Source organism: Hydrogenovibrio sp. JE_KL2 (assembly GCF_009296185.1).
In the GTDB taxonomy this organism is placed as follows: Bacteria; Pseudomonadota; Gammaproteobacteria; order Thiomicrospirales; family Thiomicrospiraceae; genus Hydrogenovibrio.
Genome location: NZ_WBJR01000002.1, coordinates 302093 through 317837 on the forward strand (window position 1 = coordinate 302093; position 15745 = coordinate 317837).

General features: G+C 48.0%; 16 protein-coding genes. 13 read left to right on the forward strand and 3 right to left on the reverse strand.

Going from position 1 to position 15745, the window contains the following annotated elements; translation table 11 throughout:
• Positions 1–8 precede the first annotated feature (8 nt).
• The 10 genes from F8R13_RS05710 to F8R13_RS05755 all read left to right on the forward strand — a co-directional run bounded on the left by F8R13_RS05710 (position 9) and on the right by F8R13_RS05755 (position 8587).
• The gene (locus F8R13_RS05710) at positions 9–1406 is read left to right on the forward strand and encodes an MBL fold metallo-hydrolase RNA specificity domain-containing protein (protein WP_152832474.1); all 1398 of its coding nucleotides are present in this window, start codon (positions 9–11) and stop codon (positions 1404–1406) included.
• A 22-nt stretch (positions 1407–1428) separates the two neighbouring features.
• Positions 1429–1653 carry a lipopolysaccharide assembly protein LapA domain-containing protein gene (locus F8R13_RS11465; protein ID WP_172967707.1) on the forward strand — a complete coding sequence of 75 codons (225 nt, stop codon included), beginning with the start codon at positions 1429–1431 and terminating at the stop codon, positions 1651–1653.
• 22 nt (positions 1654–1675) lie between these two features.
• Positions 1676–2395, forward strand: a complete 720-nt coding sequence (locus F8R13_RS05720; RefSeq protein ID WP_152832479.1) for a VIT family protein — start codon at positions 1676–1678, stop codon at positions 2393–2395.
• A 30-nt stretch (positions 2396–2425) separates the two neighbouring features.
• A complete protein-coding gene (locus F8R13_RS05725; RefSeq protein ID WP_152832481.1) occupies positions 2426–3034 on the forward strand; it encodes a cytochrome b/b6 domain-containing protein in 609 nt (202 codons plus the stop codon).
• The gene (locus F8R13_RS05730; RefSeq protein ID WP_152832484.1) at positions 3021–3500 is read left to right on the forward strand and encodes an N-acetyltransferase; all 480 of its coding nucleotides are present in this window, start codon (positions 3021–3023) and stop codon (positions 3498–3500) included. The genes F8R13_RS05725 and F8R13_RS05730 overlap by 14 nt, the downstream gene beginning before the upstream one ends.
• A gap of 86 nt (positions 3501–3586) precedes the next feature.
• Positions 3587–4579, forward strand: coding sequence for a phospholipase A (locus tag F8R13_RS05735; protein ID WP_152832486.1), 993 nt, complete (start codon positions 3587–3589; stop codon positions 4577–4579).
• A 195-nt stretch (positions 4580–4774) separates the two neighbouring features.
• A complete protein-coding gene (locus tag F8R13_RS05740) occupies positions 4775–5332 on the forward strand; it encodes an NADPH-dependent FMN reductase (RefSeq protein ID WP_152832488.1) in 558 nt (185 codons plus the stop codon).
• Positions 5333–5368: 36 nt separating this feature from the next.
• Entirely contained in the window at positions 5369–6703 is a 1335-nt protein-coding gene (locus F8R13_RS11815; RefSeq protein WP_216642602.1) for an MFS transporter, read from the forward strand.
• A gap of 16 nt (positions 6704–6719) precedes the next feature.
• Entirely contained in the window at positions 6720–7619 is a 900-nt protein-coding gene (locus F8R13_RS05750; RefSeq protein WP_152832490.1) for a patatin-like phospholipase family protein, read from the forward strand.
• A gap of 323 nt (positions 7620–7942) precedes the next feature.
• The gene (locus tag F8R13_RS05755) at positions 7943–8587 is read left to right on the forward strand and encodes a MarC family protein (protein ID WP_216642603.1); all 645 of its coding nucleotides are present in this window, start codon (positions 7943–7945) and stop codon (positions 8585–8587) included.
• A 7-nt stretch (positions 8588–8594) separates the two neighbouring features.
• Here the strand turns inward: F8R13_RS05755 and F8R13_RS05760 are convergent, their stop codons facing one another.
• Genes F8R13_RS05760 through F8R13_RS05770 form a run of 3 tightly spaced genes read right to left on the reverse strand, consistent with a single transcriptional unit; the run spans position 8595 to position 11335 of the window.
• Complete coding sequence (locus F8R13_RS05760; protein WP_152832492.1) at positions 8595–10016, reverse strand: sensor histidine kinase KdpD; 1422 nt, start codon at positions 10014–10016, stop codon at positions 8595–8597.
• A complete protein-coding gene (locus F8R13_RS05765; protein ID WP_152832494.1) occupies positions 10009–10728 on the reverse strand; it encodes a response regulator transcription factor in 720 nt (239 codons plus the stop codon). Before F8R13_RS05765 ends, F8R13_RS05760 begins: the two co-directional genes overlap by 8 nt.
• A 55-nt stretch (positions 10729–10783) precedes the next feature.
• Positions 10784–11335: a cytochrome P460 family protein gene (locus tag F8R13_RS05770; RefSeq protein WP_253806361.1), complete on the reverse strand. Its 552-nt coding sequence runs from the start codon at positions 11333–11335 to the stop codon at positions 10784–10786.
• A 204-nt stretch (positions 11336–11539) separates the two neighbouring features.
• On the opposite strand from F8R13_RS05770, the gene dauA reads away from it, so the two are divergent.
• The 3 genes from dauA to F8R13_RS05785 are packed head-to-tail and all read left to right on the forward strand — an operon-like array spanning position 11540 to position 15626.
• Positions 11540–13267 (forward strand): C4-dicarboxylic acid transporter DauA, encoded by a 1728-nt coding sequence (dauA, locus tag F8R13_RS05775; protein ID WP_152832496.1) that lies wholly within the window; start codon positions 11540–11542, stop codon positions 13265–13267.
• Positions 13268–13294: 27 nt separating this feature from the next.
• Complete coding sequence (zntB, locus tag F8R13_RS05780) at positions 13295–14290, forward strand: zinc transporter ZntB (protein ID WP_152832498.1); 996 nt, start codon at positions 13295–13297, stop codon at positions 14288–14290.
• A gap of 34 nt (positions 14291–14324) precedes the next feature.
• Entirely contained in the window at positions 14325–15626 is a 1302-nt protein-coding gene (locus tag F8R13_RS05785) for an APC family permease (RefSeq protein WP_152832500.1), read from the forward strand.
• Positions 15627–15745 lie beyond the last annotated feature (119 nt).

Below are 15745 nucleotides of genomic sequence, written 5' to 3' on the forward strand. Positions count from 1 at the left end.
GAGGCATTATGATACCGATTCAATCTTTTGGCGCCGCTGAAACCGTTACCGGATCCTGCCACTTAATACGCTTCAAATCGGGTCCGGTCGTGTTAATCGACTGCGGCATGTTCCAAGGCCACACCAGCCATGAAAATAGCGATGACTTCGGATTCGATCCTCGTGAGTTGGATATCCTGCTCGTCACCCATGCCCATCTAGACCATGTGGGTCGCATCCCCAAATTGGTGAAGGAAGGGTTTGACGGCCGTATTATCAGCTTGCGCGCCACATTGGAGCTGGCGGAAGTCATTATGCTCGACAGCGCGAAAATCATGCAGGAAGACTACAAAACCGCTTTGAAAAAAGCGCAACGCCGCGGCGACGAAGACAAGGTCACGCCTCCTTTGTACGACATGGACGATGTGGGCGATGTCTTCAATCTGGCGATTCAATATGCCGACTACAACAAACCCATTACCCTTTCAAAAGGCATCAAGGCAACCTTCCATAATGCCGGTCATATTTTGGGTTCGGCAAGTATTCAAATTGACTACGAGGAAGATTCTGCGACCAAAACCATCGTTTTCTCCGGTGATTTGGGGAATAAGAAGGATTTGATTCTGCCGCCACCGGAAAGCGTCCGTAACGGCGATGCGCTTTATATCGAATCCACCTATGGAGATCGCAACCATCGCTCCTTGACCGACAGTATCGAAGAGTTCAAGGCCGCCATCAAAGACACTTTGATTAACCAAGGGAATGTCCTGATTCCGTCTTTTGCGATTGAGCGTACCCAAGAAATACTGCTGTTGCTCAAACAAATGTACTACGACAAATCCTTGCCGCAATGCCAAATCTTTGTTGACTCGCCGATGGCGATTCGTGCCACACGCATCTATAGCCAATATGTTCAGGAACTGAATGAAGACGCACAGGCCTTTTTGGAGCAGGATGGTTCGGTGTTCGACTTCCCTTATCTGCACTACACCTTGAAAGGGGAAGAGTCCATGGCAATCAATGACATTGAAAGCGGCTGTATCATCATCGCCGGTAGTGGTATGTGTACCGGGGGGCGGATTTTACATCACTTCAAACATCGCCTTTGGAATGCGCGAAACAGTGTTATTTTCGTTGGCTATCAAGCCGTGGGAACCTTAGGACGCCTGATGGTGGACGGTGCGGAAACCATTCGCATCTACCGTGAGGAAATCAAAGTGCGCGCCAAAACTTACATGATCAACGGGTTTTCAGCACATGCCGACCAAAAAGAACTGCTGGAGTGGATTGGGCAATTCCAACATTTGGAAAAAGTCTTCCTGATTCATGGTGAAAGAGACAAGCAGGAAATTTTCAAAACCGCCATTCAAGACCGCTTCAACAAAACCGTGCATATTGTGGAGCATGGCGAAGAAGTCTGGGTTTAAAGCACACGGAGAAGGAGAGGTGATGAAAAAGCTACATTCCATCAGTTCCATTGTCGCCATCATACTGGTGACGATTTTTGCGCTGCAAAACACAGCAATTGTCGAAATTAAGCTCCTATTTTGGAGCTTTTCCGCGCAAATTGCGCTTTTGGTGGTGATTCTGATTGGCTTAGGTTTTATACTTGGCTTACTGTTTTCAAGCTTCTCAAAACACAAAGAAAAAGCCGAAGCCGACCAACCAGAATAATTTTTAGTCAGGAGCAACAACCATGTCTCATTTTACCGAAGAGATGCTGGATGAGCATTTAGCGGATAAACATTTCAGCCATCGCATGGGCTGGCTACGTGCCGCTGTGCTAGGTGCAAATGACGGCATCATCTCCGTAGTGAGTTTATTGGTGGGGGTCATCGCCGCCGGTTCAGATAAAGAGCATGTGCTCTTGGTTGCCGTCGCCGCGATGGTTGCTGGCGCACTTTCGATGGCTGCCGGCGAATATGTCTCCGTCAGCTCTCAATCGGATACGGAAAAAGCCGATTTGGAAATTGAACGCCAAGCATTGGAAGACGACTGGGAAACCGAGCATGCGGAACTGGCACTGATTTACCAGCAACGCGGTGTCAGTGAAGCGACTGCCAACCAAGTTGCCACCGAGTTGATGGAACACGATGCACTGGATGCCCATGCCCGCGATGAACTCGGGCTGTCTGAAATTCATACTGCCCGTCCGCTACAAGCCGCTTTTGCCTCGGCCGCCTCTTTCATTTCCGGTGCAGGGATTCCTGTTATTCTGGTGGCGATTTTGCCGATGCAAAATCTGGGTTATGTCGTTGCCTTCAGTTCTTTGGCACTGCTTGCCATCTTAGGCGCCATTGCCGCAAAAACCGGCGGTGCCAATATGATTAAAGGCGGCGTCCGTATGCTGATATGGGGTGCCATTGCAATGGGAATCACCACCTATGTGGGGTTGATGTTCGGCGCTTCGGCATAGTAACTCAACGCTTTCAACTTGGAGAAAGCCATGTCACATCAGGTTAAAGTATGGGATATCGTCGTTAGGAGCTTCCATTGGTCGCTCGTTCTGACATTTTTCCTCGCTTACCTAACCGGTGACGACAGCATTCTCCATGCTTACACCGGCTATGTCGTCTTAACGCTGGTAATCATCCGCATCATTTGGGGCATAATCGGCACACGTTATGCAAGATTCACCAACTTCGTTTACAGTCGAGAAACGGTGAAAACCTACATTGGCTCCATCCTGCAATTTCGTCCGATTCATTACATCGGTCACAACCCGCTGGGCGGTTGGATGATTGTCCTGCTTTTATCGTTTTTGTTGCTCACCACCTGGACAGGTCTAGAAGCCTATGCCGCGGAAGGTAAAGGACCTCTAGCAGGGTTGTCACTCGATTTAAGTCCTATCGGCACCGCCTTTGCGGATGGCGGCAAAAGCCACTCTATTTGGAAAGGCATCCATGAATTTCTTGCCAACACCACTTTGTTCCTTGTCATTATCCACATCCTCGGTGTACTATTTTCCAGTGTGGTACATAATGAAAACCTGATTCGATCCATGATTACCGGTGAAAAAACCGTCTCCGACGAGGACGACCATGAACGAAAATAACGCCCCTGAATACACCAGCCGCCTAGCGACTTTGGCAGACATGGATGCGCTCAACGACTTGTTGTGTGCATTATTTCAACAGGAGGACGAATTCGTGCCGGATATCGCCGCGCAAACACGAGGCTTGACCGACATTTTGCAAAACCCGGCAATGGGTTGCATTCTGGTTTCATGTGAAACAACCGCGCCGGAAAACGTGAATGGCATGGTGAATTTGCTGTTCACCATCTCCACTGCGCTTGGCGGCAAAGTCGCCTTATTGGAAGACATGGTGGTTTCTCAGAAGGCGCGCCATCAAGGCATCGGATCACTTCTGATTCAAGCCGCGATTGCCGAAGCCAAGCGCCAAGACTGCCTTCGCATCACCCTACTGACCGATCACCACAATACTGCAGCACAAGCCTTCTATGAAAAGCACGGTTTTCAAGCATCGCCTATGCGGCCTTACCGCCTAATGCTTGAGTGACCCCCAACCTGGCAGATTTTCATACTTTATTGCGTTATCACGCCGTTCAATTTATGCTGTTATCGGACTTCCTCTAGAGAACAGAAATGTTTAAAACCGCTTGGTTCACCGCCATATTGTCCACTGTTATCAGCTTGAATGTTTTGGCAGACACCGCTGCGCCGAAATATGATGCTGCTTGTGTACAAAATGCACTTGAAACTCAGTCGCCTGACACTAGCCTACAGCAGCTGCGGGATCAGTGTACGCTTGATCAAGCGGCATTGAATCAGGGAAAGACTGCGCTTGATGCTCGATTGTTATCGGAGCAAAAGACAAAATACGACCCTTTCTCCCTACAACCCTATCGACCCAATTACTTGATTATCGGTTCCTACAACTTCGCCGGCACTAATGAACGCCCTTTTCAACAGGCGACTTTACCCCAGGCAACGCACTTTGAGCCTTATGAAGTGAAGTTTCAAATCAGCCTGAAAATTCCCATTGCAGACAATTTGTTTGGATTGGGCGATCACTGGTATGTCGCTTATACCAACCGATCCTTTTGGCAGGCCTATAGCCACAATATTTCCTCCCCCTTTCGTGAAACCAATCACGAGCCAGAGGCATGGATAAGCTTCGACAATAAAATGGAGATTTTTGGCTGGCGCAATCGTTTGATAGATGTTGGTATCAGCCATCAATCAAACGGACGATCTGATCCCTTATCTCGCTCCTGGAATCGCATCTATACGCGCCTGATTTTTGCCAAAGGCAGTTCTGTTTTTGCCATTAAGCCCTGGATTCGTATACCGGAATCGGCTTCAAGCGACGATAACCCGCATATCTCGCATTACATGGGTAATGTCGAATTTACCTTCGCCAGTAAAATCGAAAAGCATCATTTTAAAATCATGGTAAGGAACAACTTCAGCGAGACCGACAATAAGGGGGCGATGGAACTGGGTTACAGTTATCCGGTACACCGAAATATGAAAGCCTACATCCAGTGGTTCTACGGTTATGGGGAAAGTCTGATTGATTACAACTACCGCAACAACAGTGTCGGCATTGGGGTGCAATTCACTAGCTGGCTCTAGTTTTATTTCTCTCTGCCGCTTTCACTTTTGAGTTCAATCAAGCCCACCGCTGACCCCCAACCTGGCAGATTTTTGCATTTAAACCCGACATTTGCATTGCCTGTCTTTCGGCGTACAATCATTGCTACCATTCAAAAAGCAAACGCTTGAAGGAAGTTGTTATGGAAAACTTGAAGATACTGGGGCTTTGCGGCTATGGAAAACTTGAAGATACTGGGGCTTTGCGGCAGTCTTCGCAAAAAATCCACCAACATGGGCATGCTTCGCTATGCTCAAGCGCACGTGCCGGAAGGCATGACCATCGACATTGCCGACTTATCGCATATCCCTTTCTATAATGAGGACATCAAAGATAAACCCAACTCGGTGGCAACCCTCTTCCAACAAATGTCCGAAGCCGACGGCTTTTTATTCGCCTGCCCGGAATACAATTACTCCATCGCACCGGCGTTGAAAAACGCACTGGACTGGGCATCCCGAGAGCCAAACAATCTCTTGCTCAACGATAAACCTGCCGCGATAATGGGCGCAGGCGGCGGCATGGGAACTTCTCGCGCGCAATACCATTTGCGCCAAGTCTGTGTGTTTTTGAACTTGCATCCACTGAATCGACCAGAGGTATTTTGTAATGCTTTCGCCAATACTTTCAATGAGGAAAGCGAATTGACTGATCCACAAATTCAGCAGTTGATTGAACAACAGTTGATGGCACTGAAAGCCTTCTCGCAAAAATGGCAACCGCCCAAAAAATAACCACCGAACATCCGAAAATTTAACCAAGGGCAACTCGTGAACACAGCGGATTCGCAACAACTTAACCGTCTTTATGACTTAATACATGGCGACGAAGATGCCCGCGCATGCAAGGACATTCCCGAATCCGCCTGTCACGATCAACCTAGAAATTTTTTCGCCTACCTGACGGCCAACAGTCTTAGCAAAATCGCCGATGAACTCGCCAGCGCCAAACTGATTTTGCCTTGGCTTCTCGGCATGCTCGGCGCGCCAGCGATTTTTGCAGGGTTTCTGGTGCCGATACGCGAGGCGGGCGTATTGTTGCCGCAACTCATGGTCGCCGCCTTGGTACGTAACCTCCCGGTAAGGAAAGGAGTGTGGCTTCTCGGCGCTGCCTTGTCGGCACTGGCTTTGTTCGGCATGGCAATCACCGCGTTTTATGCCAGTGGCGCAATGGCGGGTTGGGCAATTATCATTGCATTGATCGTCTTCAGTTTGGCAAGAGGGCTTTGCTCAGTTTCTGCCAAAGATGTCCTTGGCAAAACGGTTTCAAAAGGCAAACGTGGCGTGTTGATGGGCTATAGCGCCAGCTTTGCTGGGGTGATCACCTTGGGTATTGGTGCCCTTATCGAAATGCTTGGAGAAAATAAAGGGGATGATTCGCAGCTTTTATTAGCGAGTTTGTTAGCGGTGGGCGCAGTGCTTTGGATCATCGCTTATTTCAGCTTTAACCATATTATCGAGCAACCCGGTGCCACCGAAGGCGGCAAAAATGCCTTGGCCGCCGCGGTTGAAAGTTTCTCTTTACTGAAAACGGACGTGCCTTTTCGTCAATACGTCATCGCCCGCACACTGTTTCTGAGTACCGCTTTGGTTCCGCCATTTTATGTATTGGTTGCCCAATCTTACAGCACAGGCACGATAAGTGGTTTGGGAATGCTGATTATCGCCGGCGGCCTTGCCAGCAGTTTAAGTGCGCCTATTTGGGGAAAAATGTCGGATAAATCCAGCCGTAAGGTCATGATCACTGCCGCCGCTTTGTCCGGTTTATTGGGCATTTTGCTGTTTGCGATGGTTGAAGAACAATCCTCCTGGCTAACCCACCCCATCACTCACGCGGCATTCTTTATGGCAATCACGCTGTTTCACAGCGGCATTCGCCTAGGGCGCAAAGTTTATCTGGTGGATTTATCAAACGGTGAAAACCGCGCCATGTATGTTGCGTTGAGCAATACGCTTATCGGTATTTTCATGTTACTGGCAGGTGGTATCGGCCTACTGGCGGATATTTGGTCGGTACAAAGCGTGATCCTGCTATTGAGCGTGATTGCCATCATCGGCGCACTCTGGACTTGGCGATTGCCTGAAGTCAGCCTGACAAAAAACTAACGGTAACGGACACACCATGTCAAACAACGCTTCTAAAAAAACCATCTCTCTTGTCTTAGGCAGTGGCGGTGCCAGAGGACTCGCCCATATCGGTGTTATCCGCTGGTTAGAAGAGCATGACTTTGAAATTTCTTCTATTTCAGGCTGCTCCATGGGCGCGCTAGTCGGTGGCATTTATGCCATGGGTAAACTGGACGATTTCGAAGAATGGGCTTGTGCCATCCGTAAAATGGATATGGTTGCCCTACTGGATATTTCCTGGCAAAAAAACGGGCTGGTCAAAGGCGACAAAATCATCAATTCTTTGATTGACTTGGTCGGCGATCAACTGATTGAAGAGTTGCCCATCCAATTCACTGCGATTGCGACGGATATTCAAAACCAAAAGGAAATCTGGTTGCGTTCAGGGAAATTGTTTGATGCCATCCGTGCGTCCATCTCCCTGCCTTTGTTCTTTACGCCGGTGCGTCGCAATGGAATCGACCTGATTGATGGCGGCGTGTTGAACCCTGTTCCCATCGCGCCGACTTTTGGCGACGCCACCGATTTGACCATTGCCGTCAACCTGAATGGCGACCTACAAGCCCCCCAAACAAGCACAGAGGAAGACGCCTCTGAACCCAACCCATTCTATGAAAAAATTCAAAGTTTCATCCATCGATTCACCAATAACGAGGCGACAACTGAACGCTCGGATTGGAGTATTTATGACATTGCCAACCAAGCGTTTGATGCCATGCAGACAACCATTTCTCGCCAGAAACTGGCCGCTTATCCGCCGGACTATGTGATCGAGATTGCCAGCAATGCCTGCGGCACGCTTGAGTTTGACCGGGCTAAAGAAATCATTAAATTGGGCTACCGCATCGCAGATCAACAATTAAGCGAACTGATTAACGACCACCAAAATAATTAGATTGGATTAGTTTTAATCAGGTAAATCCGCGTCTAACGGAACAGATAGGGGTTGTTTGTTGCCTACAAAACACTCAACACGGCAAAACGAACATCACAAACAAATGCAAGAGTACCGAAACAGAAGCTATGTCCTTACCAGAGGAACCTCCAGCCTCTCGTGGTTCGGGCAGTGATTCAAAGCGTTAAACACATATCATTTCATTGACACTTTCTAGGCGGTTTCTCTCCGAAGCCGCCGAATCTTCCTGTTCAAAAAATCGTCATCTTTCATCCCTGCTGTTTTTGCATATAATGAACTGACTGAAATTCAGGGGTTTCGCAGTGTTAGAATCTATCTCGTTACATTTATTCACCGTTTTTATGGGTTTCTTCGCCATCATGAACCCCATTGCAAACACACCGATCTTTCTCAGCTTAACGTCTGAAGACAGTACCAAAACCACCAAGCGCATCGCCTTGCGTGCCTTGCTGCTAGCATTCGTGATTGTGGTGGCCTTTTCGGTGTTGGGCAAAATGATTTTCGATTTATTCGGCATTACCTTACCTGCCTTCCAAATCACCGGCGGTTTTATCGTGTTGTTGATTGGTTATCATATGCTACAAGGGAATTCTTCAAGCGTTCACCAACTGAATGAAAAAGACAACCAAGAGGCAATAGATGCCAAATTGAGCGTGGCGATTTCACCCCTTGCCATGCCATTGCTCGCGGGTCCGGGTACCATCGCGACCGCCATGAACTTTTCTGCTGGCGGCAGTATTTTTGAAATGGTGACCACCATTTTTGCATTTGCCGTGCTGTGCGTGATTACCTATTTCATCTTCATTTTCGGCGAACGTTTCGTCACCTTTATCGGTGCGGGTGCTTTAGGCGTGATTACTCGTATGATGGGACTGATTCTGGCGGTGATCGGCGTGCAAATGCTGATTGAAGGCATCCATGGCGCCTTTCCATTACACGGTAGCTAATCAGCCATTACGATGCGTTACTGAGGCGGATTTCAAAACAGTTTTTGTTGCTTTCATACCCATAGGCTAGGGTGCCTTCATGCTTTTCCACAATAAAACGCACAATCGCTAACCCAAAACCCGTGTGATTCTGCGTAGAGCCGTTGGCAGCGTTTGCGACTGCCAGTTTACTCTCCAATAATCGATTCACTTGATGCAATTCGTCTCCGGCACTGCATACACGGATGGTGATGTTGTCATCAAAACGATAAAGCGCAAAACTGACCCAACCCTCGCCATATTTCATGGCATTATCCAATAGGTTTCTGATAGCGCTTTCCATTAACTCCCTGTCAAATGCCATTTCAATGCCTGCATGAATGTCGATCCACCAGTCAGCATTTGGAGACAATGCTTGATACTGCTCAAGTAACGTTTCGCAAAACTCACTGAGAGACTGATGCTGTGCATTTAGCTGAATTAAGTTTGAATCGAGCTTGGCGTACTCGAATAATCTATCCAGATAATTTTTCAACTTCAAACCATTTTGGAAAGCCGTATCCAAATAGTCCATCGAATTATCGACTTTTGCCTGCTCCATATAGCCAAGCAAATTGGTTAAGGGGGTTCTTAAGTCGTGCGATAAACTCGAAATCATAAACCGCCGTTGTTGATCAGACTGCTGGATATGCTCCAATTGATCGCGCAACTGCACCGACATATCAGCGGTGGCGAGTGCCAACTCGTCGAGCTCATCCTTAAGGTGTAGCGGCGGAGGGATAACTTGTTGCGGTGCTTGCTCAAAGCGTTTTACCTTTTCCGACAATAAAGCAATACGACGATTCAGGAAATAGAACAACGCGCTTCCGAGTCCCAGCCCCAACAGCAAACTGGTCAAGAAAGACCAACCACTGAGTTTAAGGAGGATACTCTCTTGCAAACGTCTGTCGACCTCTTCGGCAATATGCGGCTGAATCACCACATAGAGATAGGCTTCGGGATGCTTATCGTTCGGCAAGTAGGCCACCGAGAAGGGGCTTTTGCCATCCAAAGTTCTCGGGTCATCGCCAAGAATCAGTCCTTGAGATGGATGATTCAAAAAACGTTGCAGAGGTTTGGTATCAATATGATTGCGTTTGATCCTATCGGCATTTGCCGAGTACTTAAGCAAGTTGCCGGATAAATCCACAAGATAAATCTCAAGATTCGGGTTCAACAGCATGTAACGATGAAAGGTATCTTCAATCGCCGGTTCGTTGAGCTTACCTTGCTTAACCAGCTCGTTATCTTGTATCAAGGTTTGGGCAACATCTGCGTTGATCTTGATTTGCACCTGCTTCAAATAGTGGCTGGACAAGGCGAGACTCAACGCCAAATAACTGATACCCATCACGGAAAAAATCGCGACTAGCCACAAGCTATACCGTCTGGAGATTTTCGATTTAAACATGTTCGGTTGTCTCGGATAAACAAGCAGGATTCAAGCGATAGCCCACGCCCCAAACCGTCTCTAAAATGTTGGGTTTAGCGGGGTTCTTTTCAATTTTTTTCCTCAGGCGATTAATGTGTGAACTGATGGTATGCTCAAACCCGAAATAGTCGGATCCCCAAATTTGCGCCAACAAATCATGTCGGGTAAAAACCTGATTTGGGGACACCGCAAACAACTTCAACAGGTCAAATTCCTTGGTGGTCAACTCTAGCAAAGACTCTTTCAACCAAGCTTGGCGGGATTGCAAATCCAACTTGAGGCACCCGACCTGAACAATTGTGTCCAAAGTGTTGTGCGCTCGTGAGCGCCGTATCAAAGCCTTAATGCGCGCTTTAAGTTCTTCCAACCCAAAAGGCTTGCTCAAATAATCGTCTGCGCCCAGCTCCAATCCCGCAACCTTATCTTGCTCATCGGAACGCGCAGTGAGCATCAAAATAGGGGTAATATGGTTTTGTCTGCGAAAATAACGACAAAACTCAAGACCATCTCCATCAGGAAGAGACAAATCGAGAATAAGAAGATCAATAATATTTGATTCAACATAGGATTTCGCCTGCTCTAAGCGATCCAATATCGTGGCTTGTCCTTTGAGGTTGCCTATCTGTAAACGAACCAGATTGGCGATATCTGCATCATCCTCTACAATTAAAGCTTTGAATAGATCGCTCATATGAATTCCTTAAACTCTGCCCATCAAGTTATGTTCCGGGCAGAGGCGCTACCGATTAAGGTAAACGGCTTGGTAAAAGGGCTGGTTTGTGGAATACCCAGTCCTGATTCTTCACTGGTGTGTGGCAAGCGATACAACTGGCGTGAGCAGATCCTCTTGCATCGGCAAAAGGCTTTTGCTCCATACCAACCCATCTCGCCCAGCCCCAGCCATGGGTATCTGCCCATTTTTTACTGTCTTTGAACATAAATTCAGCATGGACGAACTTGCCAGGAACATCTGCTGTCGGCCAATGTGGATCTTTCTCTTTTTTCCAAACGATTTTGCCTAATGCCGCGCCATCAGGCCAAGGGTTGGTCTTGCCCTCGGCGATCGCCTTAATCGCCGCATCATTTCCTAACACCGCCCGCAGTGTTTTGTTGTCGTCACGGTTGGTAACAGAAATCAATTTCCAGTCCTGATAACCAGCCGGAAATTCAATACCATCCGCAGTGGGTGCCGGCATATTCGGCATTTTGGTTTGAGACTGCGCAAAAACACTCCCAGCCATCAGACCAAACCCCATTAACAGAGTCCATTTTATACTTTTTAATGTCAACTTTTTCATACCTTCTCCCATAGTTAGTCCATAAAAGGCAACGCCATTATCAAACGGCAACAAGTATGAAATCCTCACGAAATTGTCACAAAACGTATTTTTTTATTCTTCTTCTCTACACCCCAACCTGGTAGATTTTCGCCTTTGATTTCAGGATTTTGATAAACTTTTGTCTATACACATCTTTACTATCTATAGAGGAACATCGCACCCATGTTGCAAAACTGGTTCCCGAACTTACAGCCTTTTTGGCAAAGCCTTTTTAACCCTTCCGACCTTAAATCCAATATTTTGGCAGGCCTGACTGTCGGTATCATTGCATTACCTTTGTCGATGGCACTGGCGATTGCTATTGACGTGCCGCCACAGCACGGGCTTTATACCGCAATGATTGGCGGCGTGATCATTGCCCTTTTTGGCGGCTCTAAAATCAATATTTCCGGGCCAACGGCAGCTTTTGTCGTGGTCTTACTCCCTATCGTTTACCAATATGGGTTGGGTGGCTTACTGTTAAGCGGTCTGATGGCGGGCATACTGCTCATCATCATGGGATTGACCAACATGGGGCGCTTGATTGAAGTGGTGCCTTATCCTGTTACCGTAGGGTTCACTTCTGGGATAGCAGTGGTGATTGCGACTTTGCAAATCAAGGATCTACTTGGGTTGCCATTGCCGACCCTGACAGGACACTTTATTGAAAATGCGGGAACCATTCTTCAGTCATTGCCACAATTTCATTGGCAAGAAACGCTGATCGGGTTACTGACACTGGTAAGCTTCATCCTGTGGAGCAAACTGAAATCCTATATCCCACCCCACTTGATTGCCTTATTGGTCGGCACCCTTACCGCATTGGCACTGCCCTATTTTCTGCCGCACTTTCAGGTTGAAACCATCGGATCACGTTTTCACTATGTGATGGACAGTGTTTCCGGTCAAGGGATTCCGCCTTTTCTTCCAGAATGGATACTGCCTTGGAACCAACCAGGCGCTGACGGTAAACCCCTGCAGCTGTCTTTTGAATTGATTCACGATTTATTGGGGCCAGCGATTACCATCGCACTGTTGGGTTCTATTGAATCACTGCTCTGTGCTGTGGTGGCCGACGGCATGACCGGCACCAAACATCGACCCAACAAGGAATTGATTGGGCAAGGCATCGGTAATATCGTGGTGCCGTTTTTCGGCGGCATTCCGGCGACTGCCGCCATTGCCCGCACTGCGGCCAGTATTCGTTCAGGTGCCAACTCGCCATTAGCCTCGGTGGTGCATGCTTTATTCGTACTGAGTGCAATCGTATTTTTCGCGCCTATGCTGTCCCATATCCCTATGGCGGCTTTGGCGGCACTGTTGATTATGGTGGCGTGGAACATGAGTGAGGCGAAGCACTTCATCCGCATTTTAAAAATCGCACCGCGTGCGGATGTCGCGGTATTGCTGACTTGCTTTTCCATCACGGTGTTGTTCGATATGGTGATGGCGGTCAGTATCGGCATGGGCTTGGCGGCACTGCTGTTTATCAGCCGCAGCATTCAGCTCACCGAAGTGAAAAGGTGGGAACATCAATCCGAACACCCCCATTTGAAAAATGTGCCGAAAGAAATGCTAGTCTATGACATCAACGGCCCACTATTTTTTGGTTCCGCCCAAAAAGCGTTGCACAGTATGGCGACCGTCAACCCTGACACCAAAGTCATTGTTTTGGATATGAGCGACGTGTCTATGCTGGATATGAGTGCGATTATGGTTCTTGAAACAATTTATTCAAAGTTACAAGCGCAAAAAATCGCTATCATTATTAATCACTGTAATGAAAGACTCGTATTAAAATTACAAAAAGCGGGCATTCATAAACAGGCGGGAAGGGTAGGTTTCTCCCAAAATATTGAAGAAGCTATCGAAATCGCAAACACCAGTATGCTTGACCCGCAACGGGAATAGCCCGAATCACTTTCGTCAGGAGAACGTATGACCGAACAAGTCGCCCAGGAAAACAGCGAAACAGGCTTAATTCATGCATTCCTGATGAACGGTAAAGGCGGCGGACGGTTATTAAGTTGGGAAGAACTTCAGGATTGGACACCCGACCAAGGGAAAATCTGGGTGCATTTCGACTACACGGTTGCCGCCACCCGCAACTGGCTGGAAAGCAACAGTGGTCTTGATCAAATCATTATCGACGCCCTATTAACGGAAGACACTCGCCCCCGCACCACTAATATTGATGACGGTTTGCTGATTACACTGCGTGGTGTCAACAACAACCCCGGCGCCGATCCTGAAGACATGGTCTCTATCCGTATGTGGGCAGAAGCCGATCGCATCATCTCCACTCGTAAGCGCAAACTGCTTTCCGTCAAAGACCTTTTACGCCAACTGGAACGCGGCAAAGGCCCGAAAGACATGGCAGAATTTATCGTCTATTTGACAGACCGCCTCGTCTGGCGCATGATTGATACCGTCGATCAGCTGGAAGAACAAATCGATGATATCGAAGACAAAGCACTCACCGAAAACCCGGGGGACTTGCGCCACGATTTGTCTGAACTCCGCCGCCAGACCATTGCGTTACGCCGCTATTTGTCACCGGAACGCGATGCTTTGACTAAAATCATGGTAGAGCAGGTAAGTTGGGTTCAGGATATCCACCGCAGGAAAATGCGTGAAGTCGGTGAACGCTTGATACAACACATTGAAGACATCGACGTGGTTAGAGAAAGAACCTCGGTGATGAACGAACAATTACTGAGCCGCTTGTCCGAACAATTAAACCAACGCATGTATGTACTGTCGATTTTATCGGCCATTTTCCTGCCTTTAGGATTCTTGACCGGTTTACTGGGCGTCAACCTTGGCGGTATTCCCGGCGCCCAAGGAAGCTACGCTTTTTGGATATTTGTCGGGCTCTTGTGTGTGGTCGTCCTGAGCCAATTGGCTGTCCTTAGGTGGAAAAAATGGCTATAACCTCTTTGTATACCTTACCTAGTGGAGACTTCGCATGACCGAACCTGTCCGCAGTATCAGCTTACTCGGTGCACTTGCCATTGGTATCGGTGGCATGGTGGGTGGCGGTATTTTTGCCGTATTGGGTGAAGCCGTCTCCTTGGCGCATGGCGCCACTGCGGCAGCCTTTTTGGTCGCCGGTGCGGTTGCCTTATTGACCTCTTATGCTTATGCCAAACTATCGGTGGCGTTTCAAAGTCAGGGAGGCACAGTCGTTTTCATCGACAAGGCCTTCCGCCACAACATCTTATCAAGCAGTATGAACTTTATGCTGTGGCTGAGTTACCTGGTGACGATTTCCCTCTATGCGGTGGCTTTTTCCTCTTATGCACAGACGTTTTTCCCAGATGAACATTCCAGCCTGTTGAACCACTTTTTTATCAGTTTGGCGATTTTGCTACCCACACTTATCAATTGGATCAGTGCCGCTTTTGTCAGCCGATCAGAAACCTTCATTGTCCTCATCAAAGTAGTGTTACTGGTGGTTATCATCGTCACCGGCGCGAGCTATGTTGACCCTAAGGCTCTTGATCCTCATGAGTGGAAAGCCCCCTTTTCTATCTTTGTGGCGGGGATGATTATTTTCGTCGCCTATGAAGGGTTTGAACTGATTGCCAACTCCGCGGAAGAAATCAAAGACCCGGAGCGCAACTTGCCCCGTGCATTTTACGGCTCAATACTTTTCGTGATTTTGCTGTATGTACTCATTGCCATCATCACCGTTGGCGCGGTGCCTGAAGCGCAATTGATGCAGGCAAAAGACTATGCCTTGGCGTTGGCGGCGAAACCGGCAATGGGTCAGTTCGGATTCACGCTGGTTGCCATCGCCGCGCTACTCGCAACTTTTTCCGCCATCAACGCCACCATTTACGGTAATGCCCGTTTGGGTTACATCATCGCCAAAGAAGGCAACTTGCCTAAATTCCTGCAAAAGGAACAACGCAATCAGCCTTTTATGGCGACAGTCGCCACCTCCGTACTCAGCCTGGCGTTAGCCAACAGCATTTCCTTGAATGAGATCGCGATTATCGGCAGTGCAAGCTTCCTACTGGTGTTTGTCATGGTCAACCTCAGTGCTTTGAAGCTCCATGACCAAATCCAAGGCAACCGCTGGATATTCTTCATTGCCGGCATGTCGAGCTTGGCAGCCCTGGTTACCTTGCTGATACACACCTACGAAACCCAAAAAGTGGCGGTAATTATTTTCTTTGCTTTCGTCTTACTGTCCATCAGTTTTGAAGTACTGTATGGTCGCTGGGTGCGAGGTCATTTCTTCTATCGCTCTTACTCACATTAGCCACAATTTACCGCCTGAAAACGAGGGCTTGAAAAACATTCATTCAAGCCATAAAACATTCCAAAAACAACGCATTACTTTATTTTAAAATACCCCAACCTGGCAGATTTTCATACTGC